Annotated in this window: 14 protein-coding genes, 1 tRNA gene and 2 pseudogenes; 13 read left to right on the top strand and 4 right to left on the bottom strand. The window is 69.5% G+C overall.

The annotated features are described in order from the left end of the window. Positions 1-4: 4 nt before the first annotated feature. Both M3Q35_RS13155 and M3Q35_RS13150 read right to left on the bottom strand, forming a co-directional pair. Positions 5-460 (bottom strand): phage integrase N-terminal SAM-like domain-containing protein, encoded by a 456-nt coding sequence (locus tag M3Q35_RS13155; RefSeq protein ID WP_273942006.1) that lies wholly within the window; start codon positions 458-460, stop codon positions 5-7. Positions 461-583: 123 nt separating this feature from the next. Then, positions 584-657: transfer RNA gene (locus tag M3Q35_RS13150), tRNA-Pro, on the bottom strand. A gap of 171 nt (positions 658-828) precedes the next feature. On the opposite strand from M3Q35_RS13150, the gene M3Q35_RS13145 reads away from it, so the two are divergent. The 13 genes and pseudogenes from M3Q35_RS13145 (at position 829) to M3Q35_RS13085 (ending at position 15,150) form a co-directional block, all read left to right on the top strand. After that, complete coding sequence (locus tag M3Q35_RS13145; protein WP_273942005.1) at positions 829-3,681, top strand: glycoside hydrolase family 2 protein; 2,853 nt, start codon at positions 829-831, stop codon at positions 3,679-3,681. Positions 3,682-3,872: 191 nt separating this feature from the next. After that, positions 3,873-5,144 (top strand): ABC transporter substrate-binding protein, encoded by a 1,272-nt coding sequence (locus M3Q35_RS13140; RefSeq protein WP_273942004.1) that lies wholly within the window; start codon positions 3,873-3,875, stop codon positions 5,142-5,144. Positions 5,145-5,146: 2 nt separating this feature from the next. Continuing rightward, the gene (locus tag M3Q35_RS13135) at positions 5,147-6,097 is read left to right on the top strand and encodes a carbohydrate ABC transporter permease (protein WP_273944326.1); all 951 of its coding nucleotides are present in this window, start codon (positions 5,147-5,149) and stop codon (positions 6,095-6,097) included. Then, positions 6,094-6,912 (top strand): carbohydrate ABC transporter permease, encoded by an 819-nt coding sequence (locus tag M3Q35_RS13130; RefSeq protein ID WP_273942003.1) that lies wholly within the window; start codon positions 6,094-6,096, stop codon positions 6,910-6,912. The genes M3Q35_RS13135 and M3Q35_RS13130 overlap by 4 nt, the downstream gene beginning before the upstream one ends. A gap of 2 nt (positions 6,913-6,914) precedes the next feature. After that, positions 6,915-8,260, top strand: a pseudogene (locus tag M3Q35_RS48845) (GH1 family beta-glucosidase). 3 nt (positions 8,261-8,263) lie between these two features. Then, positions 8,264-9,280 (top strand): LacI family DNA-binding transcriptional regulator, encoded by a 1,017-nt coding sequence (locus tag M3Q35_RS13120; RefSeq protein WP_273942002.1) that lies wholly within the window; start codon positions 8,264-8,266, stop codon positions 9,278-9,280. Between the two features lie 23 nt (positions 9,281-9,303). Continuing rightward, on the top strand, positions 9,304-10,020 hold the full coding sequence (locus tag M3Q35_RS13115) for a PIG-L deacetylase family protein (RefSeq protein WP_273944325.1): 717 nt from the start codon (positions 9,304-9,306) through the stop codon (positions 10,018-10,020). A 21-nt stretch (positions 10,021-10,041) separates the two neighbouring features. Further along, positions 10,042-10,530: pseudogene (locus M3Q35_RS13110) on the top strand (3'-5' exonuclease); the annotation flags it as partial. Positions 10,531-10,579: 49 nt separating this feature from the next. Next, positions 10,580-11,491: a hypothetical protein gene (locus M3Q35_RS13105; protein ID WP_273942001.1), complete on the top strand. Its 912-nt coding sequence runs from the start codon at positions 10,580-10,582 to the stop codon at positions 11,489-11,491. A 132-nt stretch (positions 11,492-11,623) separates the two neighbouring features. Then, the gene (locus M3Q35_RS13100; protein ID WP_273942000.1) at positions 11,624-12,202 is read left to right on the top strand and encodes a TetR family transcriptional regulator; all 579 of its coding nucleotides are present in this window, start codon (positions 11,624-11,626) and stop codon (positions 12,200-12,202) included. Further along, positions 12,199-12,999 (top strand): dienelactone hydrolase family protein, encoded by an 801-nt coding sequence (locus M3Q35_RS13095; protein ID WP_273941999.1) that lies wholly within the window; start codon positions 12,199-12,201, stop codon positions 12,997-12,999. Before M3Q35_RS13100 ends, M3Q35_RS13095 begins: the two co-directional genes overlap by 4 nt. After that, a complete protein-coding gene (locus M3Q35_RS13090) occupies positions 12,996-14,396 on the top strand; it encodes an amidohydrolase (RefSeq protein WP_273941998.1) in 1,401 nt (466 codons plus the stop codon). The genes M3Q35_RS13095 and M3Q35_RS13090 overlap by 4 nt, the downstream gene beginning before the upstream one ends. Next, a complete protein-coding gene (locus M3Q35_RS13085) occupies positions 14,389-15,150 on the top strand; it encodes a maleylpyruvate isomerase family mycothiol-dependent enzyme (RefSeq protein ID WP_273941997.1) in 762 nt (253 codons plus the stop codon). Before M3Q35_RS13090 ends, M3Q35_RS13085 begins: the two co-directional genes overlap by 8 nt. Here M3Q35_RS13085 and M3Q35_RS13080 read toward each other — a convergent pair. Continuing rightward, a complete protein-coding gene (locus M3Q35_RS13080) occupies positions 15,131-15,589 on the bottom strand; it encodes a protein-tyrosine phosphatase family protein (protein WP_273941995.1) in 459 nt (152 codons plus the stop codon). The genes M3Q35_RS13085 and M3Q35_RS13080 overlap by 20 nt on opposite strands. After that, positions 15,586-16,287 carry a hypothetical protein gene (locus M3Q35_RS13075; protein ID WP_273941994.1) on the bottom strand — a complete coding sequence of 234 codons (702 nt, stop codon included), beginning with the start codon at positions 16,285-16,287 and terminating at the stop codon, positions 15,586-15,588. Before M3Q35_RS13075 ends, M3Q35_RS13080 begins: the two co-directional genes overlap by 4 nt. Positions 16,288-16,525: the final 238 nt, after the last annotated feature.

Here is a 16,525-nt window from a genome sequence, read left to right as displayed (position 1 = left end):
CTGGTCAGCAGCGGTCACCACTTTGGAACCCCACAGGATGATTGCTTCGTCCCGCAACGCGGCGAATGATGATGGGGACGAGCTTCTTCTGCGCCTTCGGCTGCTTCACCCGTTCCATCGGGTGGTGGTCGATGTCCTTCTCGTCGTCGCGCAGCCAGTTGAAGAACTGCCGGAGCACTTTGTGCTTGTTGATGGCGGTGGCGGCTGAGCGGGTCTCGATCATCCAGGCCTGGAAATGCTCGATGTGGGCGCGGGTGACCTCGGTCGGGTCGTCGGCTGCGTCATTCGCCTCGGGGTCGGGGGAGTACTCCGCGAGGTAGAGCGCGAGCTGTTGTGCGGCGAGCAGGTAGTTGTAGCGGGTGGTCTCCGGGTGGTTGGCCGAACGGAGGGTTCGGTCCCAGCTGCGGAGGTAGCTGTCCCACAGTGTGGGAAGGTCGTTCGTGATCTTGTCCAGGTCCAAGAGCGGCATCGTGACCTCGTCGAGTCAAGGGGTCCAAGAGCGGCGTGCTTGAGCTCGACGAACGGAACAAGATCATAAAAGAGGGTCTTCGCATGCTCTGAGCTGCGAAGACCCTCTCGACCGTCGGGACGACAGGATTTGAACCTGCGACCCCTTGACCCCCAGTCAAGTGCGCTACCAAACTGCGCCACGTCCCGGTCTTGCACTCGGTGTTGCGGTGAGTGCTGGCATAGCTTAGCGCACCTGGGGGAAAGATCGAAATCGGGGGGTGGTGGGGCGCTGAGCTGGGGGAATGGAGGGCTTCCGGCGGTGGGGGATGTGTGTTAGGAAACCTTCTGAACTATTTCGGCGTGTGGGGAGCTGGGGCGATGCGACGAGGGCTGGGTGCGGGGCTGGCGGGAGCCCTGCTGGCGGGCCTGCTGGGAGTCACGGGAGCGGTGCCGGGAGGAGCGGCGCCGGCGAGCGGGGCTACGGGGCTGGAGACGCTGGGGTTACAGGGCTGGCAGGTGCAGAGCACGGCGGAGGCGACGCAGCCGGGCGGTGAGGTGTCGAAGGCGGGGTTCGACACGAAGGGCTGGCTGAAGGTCAAAGCCGATGACGGGGGAGCTCCGGGCACGGAGATCGGGGCCCTCGTCCAGAACGGGAAGTGCCCGGACGTCTACTTCTCGGACAACCTGCGCAAGTGCTTCGGCTACACGGACAACAACCACGGCCCGGCGATCGCGCCCTTCAACGTGCCCTGGTGGTTCCGTACGGACTTCACACCGAACCTGGCCCAGAAGAGCACCGCCCAGCTGATCGTGAACGGCGTGATCGGCACCGCGGACGTGTGGCTGAACGGCCAACAGGTGGCGAGCAACAGCACGGTCCAAGGCGCCTACACGAAGTTCACGTTCGACGTCTCGAAGCTGGTCACGAAGGGCCGCAACACGCTGGCCCTCAAGGTCTACCCGAACAACCCGGGCAAGATGTTCACGGTCTCGGACATCGACTGGAACCAGGTCCCGCCGGACAACAACACCGGCATCCACTTCCCGGTCCAGCTGCGCGTCGCGGGCGTCCTGACCAACGGCAACGCCCGCGTCCTCCAGGACAACGCCAACGACCGCTCGACGCTGACGCCGAAGACGGACCTCACGAACAGCACGGACATCGCGATCACGACGATGGCCAAGGCGACGGTCACGGACCCGGACGGCCGGCCGCGCACGGTGCAGCAGATGGTGACGGTCCCACCGCACAGCACCCAGACGGTGACGTTCAAGCCGATCGTGATCGACCACCCGCAGCTGTGGTGGCCGTACTACCTCGGCAGCCAACCGCTGTACACGCTGACCACCGAGGCCCAGGGCAGCGGCACGACGGAGCAGTTCGGCATCCGCACGGTCACGACGAAGCTGATCAGCCCCTCGCCGGCGGCCCCTGACGGGGTCCGGCAGTACGCGATCAACGGCAAGCCGCTGGTGGTCCGCGGCGCCGGCTTCGCCGAGGATCTGCTGCTGCACTATGACGCCAAAGACATCGCCAAGCAGGTGAAGCTGCTCAAGAACATGGGCGTGAACCTGGTCCGGGTCGAGGGCCACTTCCTGCCGGACGACTTCTACGAGCAGCTGGACCGCGCCGGCATCATGATCAACGCGGGCTTCTCCTGCTGCGACCACTGGGAGCTGCCGGGCAACGAGAAGGGCGTCACGGATGAGGAATTCAAGATCATCCAGCTCAGCGCCCAGACGATCGGCGAGCGGCTGCGCGACCACCCGAGCGTGATCACGTTCAACTGGAGCGACAACCAGCCCACGCCCCGCCAGGAAGCGGTGTCGCTGCAGGGCTTCAAGGACGCGGACTTCCACCAGCCGATCGTCGCCTCGGCGGAGTACAAGGCCAGCCCGCAGCTGGGCCAGGCCGGCGAGAAGGAGGGCCCGTACGACTACGTGCCCCCGAACTACTGGTACGACACCACCCACTTCGACCCGACCGACGACTCCCGCACCAACGTGGGCGGCTCCTGGGGCTTCGACAGCGAGCAGAGTGCGGGCGACACGGTGCCGACGCTGGACTCGATCAACCGCTTCCTCAGCGCCGACGAGCAGGCCAAGCTCTGGCAGGACCCGGCCTACAACCAGTACCACCTGAACTTCGAGCAGGGCCACGGCGGCTACAGCTTCGGCTCGATGTTCACCTTCGACCAGGCCATGTCCAACCGCTACGGCCGGTGGAACAGCCTGTCGCAGTACGTGCAGCAGGCCCAGGTGCAGAACTACGAGAACACCCGCTCGCAGTTCGAGGCGTTCATCGACCACTCGACCAACCAGCCGACGCCGTCCACCGGCACCATCTACTGGCAGGGCAACAAGGGCTGGCCCAGCCTGCTCTGGACGCTCTACAACAACGACGGCGACCAGGCCGGCAGCTTCTTCGGCGCGAAGAAGGCCAATGAGCCGCTGCACGTCCTGTACTCCTACGACGACGGCGGCGTCACGGTCGACAACCTGGGCGCCGACAAGCAGGACGGCTTGACCGTCGAGTCCAAGGTGTACGACACCAACGGCAACGTGCTGGACAACCAGCACACGGACGCGACCAGCCTGGCCAGTCAGCAGGTCCGCACCGATGTCCTCAAGCCGAAGACGCCCGCGGTGACCGCGCCGCCGGCCAAGGCGCAGACGTATTTCGTGGAGCTGTTGCTGCGCAAGGGAAACCAGGTCGTGGACCGCAACGTGTACTGGCTGTCCACGCAGCAGGACGTGGTCGACTGGCCGGCCAGCTACGGCAACCCGCAGGCGACCATGACCCAGTACGCCGACCTTCAGGGCCTCCAGAACCTTCAGCAGGCCAAGGTGTCCGCGGTCGCCTACTCGCAGAAGCAGCGGGACGGCAAGCAGGTCACAAAGGTGACGGTCACCAACACCTCGAAGCAGCCGGTCGTCGGCTTCTTCCTGCGGGCCGACATCCGCCGCGGCAATGCGGACGGCACCGAGCAGCCCGGTGACAACCAGGTTACGTCGGGTCTGTGGAATGACAACGACGTCACGCTGTGGCCGGGGGAGTCGCAGACCCTCACCGTCACCTACGACGCGGCCGACCTGCGCGGCGCGACGCCGGTGGTCAGCCTCCAGGGCTGGAACCTGCCGAAGGTCGACGTGAAGGCGGGCACCGATCTGGTGTCCTGCGCGGCGCAGGAGGCGGCCGCGGCCGCCCGCGACATTCTGCACGTGGGGTAGTCGCGCGGTAACGGACCAGCGCCGCCGGACCTTCCGGCGGCGCTGTTTTCGTGTCAGGATTCGATCCGTTCGACTGGGAGCGCTTCCAGAAATCTGGTCACGAGATGGCGTCGACCGGTTGACGACGTCGTAAGAACCCCGCAAACTCTGCCCCCAGTGTCTGGAAGCGCTTCCAGAATGGAGCGGAGCACATGCGTCAGAGACTTCTCGCGACCGCCATCGCGACGGCTGTCGTCGCCGGGCTGGTCACCGGCTGCGGGGCCGGCGACGCGGCCGACAGCAAGATCCACTTAACCATCGCCACCTTCGGCGAGTTCGGCTACGAGGACCTGCTCAAGCAGTATCAGACCGAGCATCCGAACATCGTGGTCACGCAGCACAAGGTCGGCCAGGCCGCGCCGCACCACAAGGAGCTGTTCACCAAGCTGGCCGCCGGTTCCGGCCTTGACGACATCGAGGCCATCGAGGAGGGCTACCGGGCCCAGGTGATGGCCAAGTCGGACAAGTTCAACGACCTGAGCAAGATCGGCCCGGCCGACGCGGGCCCGGACCGCTGGCTGCCGTGGAAGTACGACGCCGGCAAGTCCAAGGACGGCAAGCTGGTCGGCTACGGCACCGACATCGGCCCGCTGGCCATGTGCTACCGGACCGACATGCTCAAGGCAGCCGGCCTGCCCAGCGACCCGGACGGCGTGAAGGCGCTGTTCGCCAGCTGGCAGAGCTACTTCGACGCCGGCAAGACCTACGTGCAGAAGACCGGCAAGCCCTGGTTCGACACCTCGACCCAGATCTTCAACGCCATGCACAACCAGCACGACGTCGGCTACTACGACCAGAGCGACACCCTCGTCGTGGCCAGCAACCCGGACATCAAGAAGGACTGGGACGCGGTCACGCAGGCCATCGCCGACAAGGAGTCGGCCAAGCTGGTGTCGTTCGGCAACGAGTGGCAGGCCGGCTTCAAGACCAGCGCCTTCGCCACCACCGTCTGCCCGGCCTGGATGCTCGGCTCGATCGAGCAGAACTCGGGCCCGGACAACAAGGGCAAGTGGGCCGTCTCGTCGGCCTTCCCCGACGGCGGCGGCAACTGGGGCGGCTCGTACCTCACGGTTCCGTTGCAGAGCAAGCACCCCAAGGAAGCGGCCGAGCTCGCGGCCTGGCTGACCGCGCCGCAGCAGCAGATCAAGGCGTTCGTGGCCAAGGGCCCGTTCCCCAGCCAGGTGCAGGCCCTCCAGTCGCCCGAGTTGCAGAACACCACCAACGCCTACTTCGCCGACCCGAAGACCGGTGCGCTGTACGCGGAGCTGGCCAAGAAGCTGACCAAGGCCCAGTACAAGGGGCCGGCCGACGGCCAGATCCAGGACGACGTGTTCGCGCCGGCGCTACAGGCGGTGGAACAGGGCAAGTCCGCGGCCGACGGCTGGCAGCAGGCCGTGGCCGGTGCGCAGAAGGCAGCGAAGTGACGCTGACCCGACTGCCCGCCCGGCGACCGGAGGCCACCGCCCCGGTCGCCGGGCGGCCCGACCGCTGGGCCAAGCTGGATCTCAAGGTCTCGCCGTACGTCTACGTCGCGCCGTTCTTCGTGGTGTTCGCGGTGGTCGGCCTGTTTCCGTTGCTGTACACCGGATACGTGTCGCTGTTCGACTGGCGGCTCGGTGACGACACGGCGAAGTTCCTCGGCGCCGGCAACTACGGCGAGCTGCTGGCCGATCCGCAGTTCTGGAACGCGCTGCTCAACACCGTCAGCATCTTCCTGCTCTCCAGCGTGCCGCAGGTGGTCGTCGCCGTCGCGGTGGCCGCGCTGCTGAACACCAACCTGAGGCTGCGCACGGGTTTCCGGATGGGCGTGCTGGTGCCGTACGTGGCCAGCCTGGTCGCGGTCGGCATCATCTTCGGCAACCTGTTCGGTGTCAACTACGGCCTGGTCAACTCGCTGCTGGAGTTCGTCGGCATCGGCCGGATCGACTGGCAGGCCGACCGGCTGGCCAGCCACATCGCCATCGCCACCATGGTGAACTGGCGCTGGACCGGCTACAACGCGCTGATCGTGCTGGCCGCCATGCAGGCCATCCCGCCGGAGATGAACGAGGCGGCGATGATCGACGGGGCCGGCCCCTGGCGGCGGTTCACCAGCATCACGCTGCCGATGCTGCGGCCGACCATCATCTTCGTGGTGATCACGTCGACCATCGGCGGCCTGCAGATCTTCACCGAGCCCAAGCTGTTCAGCGCGATGCCCGGCTCGGACACCGGCGGCTCGACCGGCCAGTTCCAGACCGTGACGCTCTACCTGTACCAGTCGGCGTTCGACAACCAGCGGCTCGGCTACGCCAGCGCCATCGCCTGGGTGCTGTTCCTGGTCATCGTGATCGCCGCGGTCGGCAACTACTTCATCACCAGGAGGCTGGCCCGATGACCCGCCGACCGGGTTTCCTCGTCTACGGCCTGCTGGTGGCGTTCGTGCTGGGCTCGGCCTTCCCGATCTACTGGTCGTTCCTGGTGCCCAGCCACGGCAACGACATCCTCACCGACAAGGTGCCGCCGCTGCTGCCCGGCGGCAACTTCTTCAGCAACGCCCAGCAGGTGCTGGACACCATCCCGTTCTGGCACGCGCTGCTGAACAGCGTCATCGTGTCCGGCTCGGTGGCGCTGTCGGTGGTCATCTTCTCCACGCTGGCCGGCTTCGCCTTCGCCAAGCTGGCCTTCCGCGGTAGCAACGTCCTTTTCGTACTCGTCGTGCTGACCATGGCGGTGCCGACGCAGCTGGGCATCATCCCGCTCTACATGGCCATGGCCGACTTCGGCTGGGCCGGCCACCTGCAAGCCGTGATCGTGCCCAACCTGGTCAGCGCGTTCGGCGTGTTCTGGATGCGCCAGTACCTGGCCGACGCGGTGCCGTCGGAGCTGATCGAGGCGGCCCGCTCGGACGGCTGCTCGATGATCCGCGTCTTCTGGCACGTCGCCGTGCCGGCGGCCCGCCCGGCCGCGGCCATGCTCGGCCTGTTCACGTTCATGCAGTCCTGGAACGACTTCCTGTGGCCGCTGATCGCGCTCGACCAGAACAACCCGACCATCCAGCTGGCCCTGGAACAGCTCCAGGCCGGCTACTACGTCAACTACGCGCTGGTGCTGGCCGGCACCACGCTGGCCACGATCCCGATCTTCCTGCTCTTTGTCGCGGTGGGCCGTCAGCTCGTCGCCGGCATCATGCAGGGAGCGGTGAAGGGGTAACTGTGTCTGTGTTCCCGGAAGGATTCCTGTGGGGCGCGGCGACGGCCGCCTACCAGGTGGAGGGCGCGGCGGCCGAGGACGGCCGCTGCGAGTCCGTGTGGGACGTGTTCAGCCGGCAGCCCGGGCGCGTGGTCAACGGCGACACCGGGGACGTGGCCGCCAACCACTACCACCTGCTGGACGTCGACCTGGCGCTGATGTCCGAGCTCAACCTCAACGCCTACCGGTTCTCCGTGTCGTGGTCCCGGATCATCGACGACGACGGCGCGATCAACCGCAAGGGCCTGGACTTCTACGAGCGTCTGGTCGACGGCCTGCTCGACCGCGGCATCGCCCCGTTTCTCACGCTCTACCACTGGGATCTGCCGCAGCGGCACGAGATCCGTGGCGGCTGGGCGCAGCGTGACACGGCCCAGCACTTCGCCGACTACACCCAGGTCGTGTACGACGCGCTGCACGACCGCGTCAACAACTGGACCACGCTCAACGAGCCCTACTGCGCCTCGCTGCTCGGCTACGCCGCCGGCGTGCACGCCCCGGTCGTCGAGAGCCGAGAGCCGCTGCCGCCGCCGTGCACCATCTCCTGCTGGGGCACGGCCTCGCGCGGTCGATCATCGGCGACAACGTCAGCGTCACGTTCAACCTGTACCCGGTCGACCCGGTGGATCCCGACGACCCGATCGACGTGGACGCCGCCCGGCGGGTCGACGGCCTGCAGAACCGGCTGTGGCTGGATCCCGTGCTGTGCGGCCGGTACCCCGACGACGTGCTGGCCGACCTGGCCCCGCTGGGCTTCGCTGACCACATCCGCCCCGGCGACCTGACGCTGATCAGCGCCCCGCTGGCCGCCCTCGGCGTGAACTACTACACCGGTCACCACGTCACCGGGCAGCCCGGCGGAATCACGCCGGAATGGATCGGGTCGGAGCACGCGCACAACGTCAGCCGCGGCCTGCCGACCACGGCGATGGGCTGGGAGGAATTGCCCGACGGCCTGTTCCGCGTACTGAACCGCCTGCACGACGAATACCCGCGGCTGCCCATTCACATCACCGAGAACGGCGCCGCCTACGATGACACCGTGGTCGACGGCAAGATCGAAGACCATGCTCGGCAGCGGTATTTCGAACAGCACCTCGGGGCGGTGCACGACGCGATCCAGGCCGGGGTGGACGTGCGCGGCTACTTCGCCTGGTCCCTGCTCGACAACTTCGAGTGGGCCGAGGGCTACGCGAAACGGTTCGGCATCGCGCATGTCGACTTCGACACTTTCGCCCGCACTCCTAAGCTGAGCGGCAGGTGGTACGCGACGGTGGCGGGGGCGAACGCCCTGCCGGAACAGGGGTAGAGCGTGGCCGAAGACGGCCGGGAGGTCCCGACCCTCGACGAGGTGGCCAGGGTGGCCGGGGTGTCCCGGTCCACCGCCTCGCGGGTGATCAACGGCCGCACCTACGTCAGCGCCAAGGCCCGCGAGGCGGTGGCGCAGGCCGTGACCAGCCTCGGCTACAGCCCGAACATGCTGGCCAGGTCGCTGGCGATGAAGCGGACCAACTCGATCGCGCTGGTCGTCTCCGAGCACGGCGACCGCGTGCTCGGGGACCCGTTCTTCGCCCGCGTGCTGCGCGGCGTGCACGCCGGCCTGGCCGGCAGCGGGCTGCAGCTGGTGCTGCTGATGGCCCAGGACGAGCAGGACCACGGCCAGATGGCCAACTACCTGACCTCCGGGCACGTGGACGGGGCGCTGGTGGTCAGCCTGCACGGCGAGGACCAGCTGCCGGCCCAGCTCGTCGCCTCCGGGCTGCCGGTGGTGCTGTGCGGGCGGCCGCTGGCCAAGGTCGAGGTGCCGTACGTGGACGCGGACAACTTCAACGGCGCCGGGCAGGCCGCGCAGTTCCTGATCGACCAGGGCCACCGGCAGATCGGCACCATCGCCGGGCCGCGGGACATGGCCGTGGGCATCGACCGGTTGTCCGGCTGGCGGCGGACGCTGTCCATGGCCGGCCGGCCGACCGACGCCATCGCGCACGCCGACTTCAGCCTCGAGGGCGGCATGGCGGCGATGGAGCAGCTGCTGACCGCGCATCCGGGCCTGGACGCGGTGTTCGTGGCGTCGGACCTGATGGCCATCGGCGCGCTGCATGTGCTGCGGGGGCGGGGAATCCGGGTGCCGGAGGACCTCGCGGTGGTCGGCTTCGACGACTCGGGGCTGGCCGCCACGTCGGTGCCGCCGCTGACCACGGTCCGGCAGCCGATAGAGGAACTGGGGCGGACCATGACGTGGCGGCTGCTGGCGCAGTTCGAGGGGGACGAGGAGCTGCCGCCGTCGGTGTTGCTGCCGACCGAGTTGATCCGCCGGGACACCGCATAAGAGGTACCGTTCGGGCCGTGACGATGCCCGAGGCGCTGGAGCCCATCGACGAGTCCTTCGACAGCGTGCTGGCGCTCGTCGCCCACCCGGACGACCTGGAGTACGGCGTCGCCGCGGCGATCGCCCGCTGGACCGGGCAGGGCAAGCGCGTCGTCTACGGCCTGGCCACCAGCGGCGAGGCCGGCATCGACGGCCTCGACCCGGAGCAGTGCGGGCCGCTGCGCGAGGCCGAGGAACGGGCCGGCGCGGCGGTCGTCGGCGTGGATGTCGTGGAGTTCTACGGCTTCCAGGACGGTGTCGTGGAGTACGGCCTGCCGCTGCGGCGGGCCTTCGCCGAGGCGATCCGCCGGCACCGGCCCGATGTCGTCGTGACCGCGAGCTGGCGGGAATTCTGGGGTCCGGGCGTGCCCAACCAGGCCGACCACATCGCCGTCGGCCGGGCCGCGGTGGACGCCGCCCGCGACGCGGCGAACCGCTGGATCTTCCGGGATCTCGGTCTGGAGCCGTGGAAGGCCAAGCACGTGTTCGTGGCCGCCGCCCCGAACGCGCTGCACGGCGTCGACGTGACGGCCAGCTTCGACCAGGGCGTGGCGTCGCTGGAGGCGCACGGGGAGTACCTGCGCGGGCTCGTCGACAACCCGATGAGCGACCCGAGGGAGTTCCTGGAGTCGTCCGCACGGCCGGTCGGCAGCCTGCTCGGGGCCAAGTTCGGCGTGGCCTTCGAGGTAATCAACTTGTAGCGGCTGGCTAATCTTCGCCGTATGACCGCACGTCTGGTGAACGTCGTCGATGTCGAGGCGACGTGTTGGGAAGGCAGCCCGCCGCCCGGGCAGGTCAGCGAGATCATCGAGATCGGGCTGACCGTCGTCGACCTGGTCGCGCGTGAACGCCTGGCCAAGCACCGGATCCTGGTACGGCCGAAGGCATCGAGGGTCAGCGGGTTCTGCACGTCGCTGACCGGCCTCACCCAGTCCGAAGTGGACGGTGGCGTCTCCTTCGCGGACGCCTGCGCGCAACTGGTCGACGAGCACGAAGCCGGCAGGCGCGGCTGGGCCAGTTGGGGCGACTACGACCGCAAGCAGTTCACCCGGCAATGCCGGGCGACCGGCGTGCCGTATCCGTTCGGGGCCCGGCACACCAATGCCAAGGCGGTGTTCGCCGGGAGTGGCCGCCAGCTGGGGATGGCCCGCGCGCTGGACGTCGTCGGCCTGCTGCTGGAGGGGCGGCATCACCGCGGCGACGACGATTCGTGGAACATTGCCGCGTTGGTGCTGCACATGGTGGACAGGGGGATTGGCGATGATCTACGAGATCGTCCGGGCCGGCGGCGTCGACCTGCCGGACGAGCCCGAGGGCAAGGTCCGGTGGGCGGCGGGGGCCAAGGACGGCGTGCTGCTGATGCACACCGCCATGGAGACTCCGTTCGACGAGGCCGAGGCCGTGGTGGCGGCGATCAGCACCTATGTGGACGACCCGGACACCTGGGACTCGTTGTACGGGCGCCTGCGCGAGACCCGGGCGCTGCCGGTGCTGGACCACGTCGTGACGCGCATCCAGGGGCGTGGCTCGATCCGCGAGCTGGGGCGGCGGCTGGCGACCACGTCGGCCGACCGCGAGCCGGTGAAGTTCGGCCTGGCGCTGCTCGGGCTGGCCGGGAACGAGTCCGATGTGGAGATCGTGCGGACGCTGGCGGCGCACGAGGAGTTCACGCTGCCCGGATTGGTCGCGTTGGCGCGGCTGGTCGAGGACGCGGAGACGGCGTGGTGGGAGCTGGCCCGGCAGGTGCGCGGCTGGGGGCGGATCCACCTGGTGCACCGGCTGGCCGGCTCGGAGCGGCCGGAGATCCGGCGCTGGATCCTGGTCGAGGGCTACCGCAACGACGTCATGGACGAATACCTGGCGCTGATCGCCGCCGAGACCGGTGGCCTGGCCGACGAGCTGGCCGCCGACCCGGACGACGAGCTGCTGGACGCGGCCTGCGGGATCGTCGTGGCGCTGCTGGACAAGGGCAGCCCGGCCGGGGACGTCCACGACTACGCCGACGGCGTCCGGGCCGTGACGAACCTGTTGGCGCAGCTGGAGAAGCGGCCGTCGAACCCGGCTCGGCTGGCGGCCGTCCAGGAACTGCGGGACTTTCTTTCCGAGGAACCAGAAGGGTGGCCGGCCGAGCTGGCGGCGACCTGCGGACGGATCGTCGACGCGGCCGCTTGACAACCTCGCTTCGGCCAGGAATGCCTTGTGGGCCTGCGGATGTGGTGACGGCCGCCGGGCGCGGGGAAGCTGTCGGTGCCCGCGCCCCGCGGCTGGTCCGGATGACCGGCGGCCCGCTGCTACGGTCGATGCATGACCCGTGCCGACGCCACAAAGGCCCGCCTCCTGGAGGCGGCGACCGAGGAGTTCTCGCGCTACGGCATCGCCGGCGCCCGGGTGGACCGGATCGCGGCGGCGGCGCAGGCCAACAAGAACCTGATCTACGTCTACTACACCAACAAGGAGACGCTGTTCCGCGCCGTGTTCGAGGCGCACGTGGTGCGGCTGCTGGGCGAAGTGCCCTTCACGCCGACGGACCTGCCCGGCTACGCCGGCCGGCTGTACGAGTTCTTCCTGGCCAATCCGCGGCTGCTGCGGCTGGCCGGCTGGTTCCGGCTGGAGCAGGGCGACTACGACGAGGCGCTGGCCGAGATCGTCAAGTCCAACACCGAGAAGGTGGCGGCGATCGCCAGGGCCCAGTCCGACGGGCTGGTCGACGACCGCTATCCGGCCGAGGTCGTGCTCACGCTGGTGCTGGCCATCTCGGCGGCGTGGGGCTCGGGCAACCCGGCAACCGTGTCGACCTACGATGAGCCCGACCCCAAGATCGTTCGCCTGGCGATCGAGGCCGCCGTGCGCGGTGTCGTCGCGGGAAAGGACTCGGCAGCATGAGCGACGCGCCCACCTCCGACCTCACCGGCTGGCGCAAGGCGCCGTTCACCGGAGCCGGCCTCACCTACGACTGCTACGAGAAGGGCGAGGGGCCCGGCGTCGTGCTGGTGCCCGAGGTCCCCGGTATCACGCCGGAGGTGCTCGGCCTGGCCGACCACCTGGTCGACCAGGGCTTCACCGTGGTCGTGCCGTCCCCGTTCGGCACCCCGGGCAAGCCGATGACCGTGGGCTACGTGCTGGGCGTGATCAGCAGGCTGTGCGTGTCGGCCGAGTTCCGGGCGTTCGCCGTGAACGCCGAGCGGCCGATCACCCAGTACCTGCGGGCGGTGGCCCGTGACCTGGCCGCGCGGACCCCGGGCAAGGGCGTCGGCGTCATCGGCATGTGCTTCACCGGCGGGTTCGCGCTGGCCACCGCGGTCGAGGACGTGGTGCTGGCGCCGGTGCTGAGCCAGCCGTCGGTGCCGCTGCCGCTGGGCAAGGCCCGCAAGGCCGACCCGGGCGTGTCCGAGGCGGAATTGCAGACCGTGGTCAAGCGCACCGAGGACGGGCTGTGCGTGCTGGGCCTGCGGTTCAGCGAGGACCCGGCCGTGCCGGCCGATCGGTTCGCCACCCTGCGCCGTCGCCTCGGCGACGCGTTCGAGGTGATCCAGCTGGACTCCAAGCCGGGCAACCCCGGCGGCTTCACCAAGGGCGCGCACTCGGTGCTCACGGCCGAGGTCCGCGAGCGGCCCGGGCACCAGGCGCTGGCCGCGCGCGAGCGGGTCGTCGAGTTCCTGCGCGAGCGGCTGACGGCATGACGGATCTGCTGCTGCGCAACGTGCACCGGGCCGGTCGGCCGGTGGACGTGCGGATCGCCGGGGGAGTGGTCGCCGAGTTCACCGAGCCCGGCGCGCTGTCCGGCGACGGCATCGACGGCCAGGGCGGGTATCTGCTGCCGGGGCTGGTCGACGCGCACGTGCACATGCAGCAGTGGGCCGCCAACCGACGGCGGATTTCCTTGGCGGCGGCCAAGTCCGCGGCTCAAGCGGTCGAACTCGTGCGGGGCAGCCCGGACGAGTGGGTGTTCGGTGCGAACTTCGTCGACGGCCTGTGGCCCGACGCCCCGCACAAGGACCTGCTGGAGGCAGCCCTGCCCGGCCGCAAGGTCGCCTTGTTCAGCGCCGACCTGCACACGCTGTGGCTGAGCCCGGCGGCGTTGAAGGAAGTCGCGTTAGATCACCCGACCGGCGTACTCGTCGAGGCGGAGTGCATGGCCGTCACGGCCCGGCTGCCGGCCGGCGATCCGGATGCGTGGGTGCTGGCGGCGGCCGACGCGGCGGCGGCGCGGGGCGTGACCAAGATCGTCGACTACGAGCTGGCCGACACCATCGCCGACTGGCAGCGGCGGCTGGCCATCCGCACGCCGTCGGTGCGGGTGGCCGGCGTGATCGCCAAGCACCTGCTGGAGACGGCGATCGCCCGCGGCCACCGGACCGGCGCGGTCGTGCCGGACAGCGGCGGGCTGTTGAGCGTCGGGCCGTACAAGCTGTTCGTGGACGGGTCGCTGAACACCCGGACCGCCTACTGCCACGACCCGTACGAGGGCGACGGGCACGGCATGGTGGTCGTGCCGCCGGCGGAGCTGGTGCCGCTGATGCGGCGGGCGTGGGCGCACGGCATCGTGCCGGCCGTGCATGCGATCGGCGACCACGCCAACCAGATCGCCCTGGACGCCTTCGAGGCCGTCGGCTGCCCGGGTCGGATCGAGCACGCGCAGCTGGTGTCGCCCGCCGACCTGCCCCGTTTCGCGCAGCTGGGCGTGATCGCCTCCGTGCAGCCCGCGCACGCGCCCGACGACCGCGACGTGGCCGACCGGCACTGGGCCGGCCGCACCGACCGGGCCTTCCCGTACCAGTCGCTGCTGGCCGCCGGGGCGACGCTGGAGATCGGCTCCGACGCCCCGGTGTCGCCGCTGGACCCGTGGGACGGCATCGCCAGCGCCGTCACGCGTACCGACGACGACCGGGCCGCATGGCATCCGGAGCAGCGGATCCCGGTCGAGGTCGCGCTGGCCGCCGCGGCCGGCGGCCGGGCTTCGGTCGAGGTCGGCGACGTGGCCGATCTGCTGGTCGCCGAACGGGATCCGGCCCGCGGCGAACTCCGTGACATGCCGGTGGTGCTGACCATGGTCGAGGGACGGATAACGCATGGCTGAGAGCTATTCGACGTACTGCGACGCCATCGAGCGCGAGGTGACGCGCATCGGCGAGGTCGGCCGCTCGCACGACCTCGCGGCCGCCGTGCCGTGCTGCCCGGACTGGGCGCTCGCGGACGTGCTCAGGCATGTCGGTGTGCTCCAGCAGTGGTTCGCCGCCATGATCGAGCGGCGGTCGCCCGAGCGGCTGCCGTTCGGCGAGGTCGACTTCGGCGTGCCGGCCGAGGCTGCCGACTACCCGGAATGGTTGGTGGCGCGGCAGATCGAGGTCGGCAAGGTGTTGCGCGCCGCCGACCCCGACGCCCCGATGTACACGTGGGGTCCCGGTGGCGAGGTGCGGTTCTGGGCGCGGCGCATGGCGATGGAGTGCCTTGTCCACCGCTACGACGCCGAGCTCGCCGCCGGCGCGCTCACGCCCGTCGACCCCACGCTGGCCGCCGACGGCGTCGAGGAGTTCTTGGTCAACCTGCCGTCAGCAGTGGGCTTCGCGCCGCACGTGGCCAACCTTCGCGGCACCGGGCAGACCATCGGCTTCGGCGTGTGGGGCACCGAGGTGGACTGGACCGTCCGCCTCGACACTGACTCGTTCGGCCTGGTGCCGGCTGTCGCCGATCCCGACGCCACCGTCAGCGCCGAGACCCCCGATGCCCTGCTGCTGCTCGTCTACGGCCGCATCAGCCGCGACGACACCCGGATCAAGTCAGAGGGTGAGGCCGACCTGCTGGACAAGTGGTTCACGCACTCAAGGTTCTGACCCACTCGCGCTGCTGCTCGGTGTCCGGCACCTGATGACCGCGGGCCTTGGTGATCCGGGCCCACGCGTCGTCGGGGTCGAGGCCACGCAGCACCATGATCGACGCTGCCAACAGCGAGGACCGGCCGATGCCGGCCCAACAGTGCGTCACGATGCTGGCCCCGCCGTCGAGGCGGGTCGCCAGCTCGCGCAGCGTGGGCAGGATCTGCTCGCGGTCCGGCACCGTCCAGTCCGGGATCGGCAGGTGCACGAACTCCAGACCGGCCGCCACCGCCGCGGTCGGCTCCTCGGCCAGGCCGGCGTCGGTGAAGTCCTCGTCGGTCAGCGCGCACACCAGGATGTCCACGCCCGCCGCGCGCAACGTCGGCAGGTCCTTGAGGCGCGGCTTGGCCATCGTGCTCAGCCGCCCCGGGCCGTCCAGCTCGACGGTGTAGATCATTCCTCGGCCATCCGGGCCAACTCGGTGACGGCCTGCTGCGCGGTCGAGCGGGCCACCACCAGCCGGTCGCGGAACTCGTTGTGCAGGGCCTGCATCCGGGCCGTGTGCTCGTCCGCGGCGGCGGCCTGCTGACGGGCGTGCTCGTCGGCCTCCCGCACGGTGAGCGCCGCTCGCTCCTCGGCGAACCGCGTCACCTTGGCCGCCTCGGCCCGGGCGCGGGCCATCAGCTGCTCGTGCTCGCGGCTCAGCTTGGCCTTGAGCTCGTCGTACTCGCGGTCGAGGGTGTCGTTGTGCTCGTTGTACTTGCGCTCCAACGCCACTCGGCGCTGTTGCAGGTCGGCCCGCTGCTCGGCCAGCTCGCGCTCGGCCGCGCGGCGCTGCTCGGCGATCTCCTCGGCCGCCAGGTCCATCATCATCCGCACGCGCTCGTTGACGTTCTCACCCGTCACCGGCTGGTCGGCCAGTTTGCGGACCCGGTCGCGCAGCGCGGTCCGCTCCTCCTCGGCCGCGCCCAGGCGCTTGGCCAGCTCCGCGTTGCCTTCCCGGGCCAGGTCCCGCTCCCGGAGGGCGGTGCGCAGGTCGTACTCGAGGCGTGTCACGCGCTCGTTGACCTGGCGCGTGTTGTAGCCCCTGAGGACCACGTCGAAGTGGTTGGGTCTGCGGGCGTCCTGTCCCGCCGCTTCGTCGGCACCTGCCATACCTCCACCCTACTGAGACGATCACCGTCCCGTTCACCCGAACCGGGGAAAGGGATCCTCCGGGTAGCCGTCTTGCGCCGACCAACCCGGCGAACCGGGCAAACCGCGCCAACCCGACAGCTGTCTTGACGGGTGGGGGCGGTGGCCCTAGCGTCTGCTTAAACCGTCAGGAAGGTTTCCTAACAATGGGAGCCTTCACGGCGGGAACCCTGTACAACCGCCGCCTTCCTCGTCCCTG

Origin of the sequence: Kutzneria chonburiensis (assembly GCF_028622115.1) — a bacterium.
GTDB lineage: Bacteria > Actinomycetota > Actinomycetes > Mycobacteriales > Pseudonocardiaceae > Kutzneria > Kutzneria chonburiensis.
Note: the sequence above shows the minus strand (reverse complement) of the source record. Positions and strands in the feature narration are given on the sequence as shown.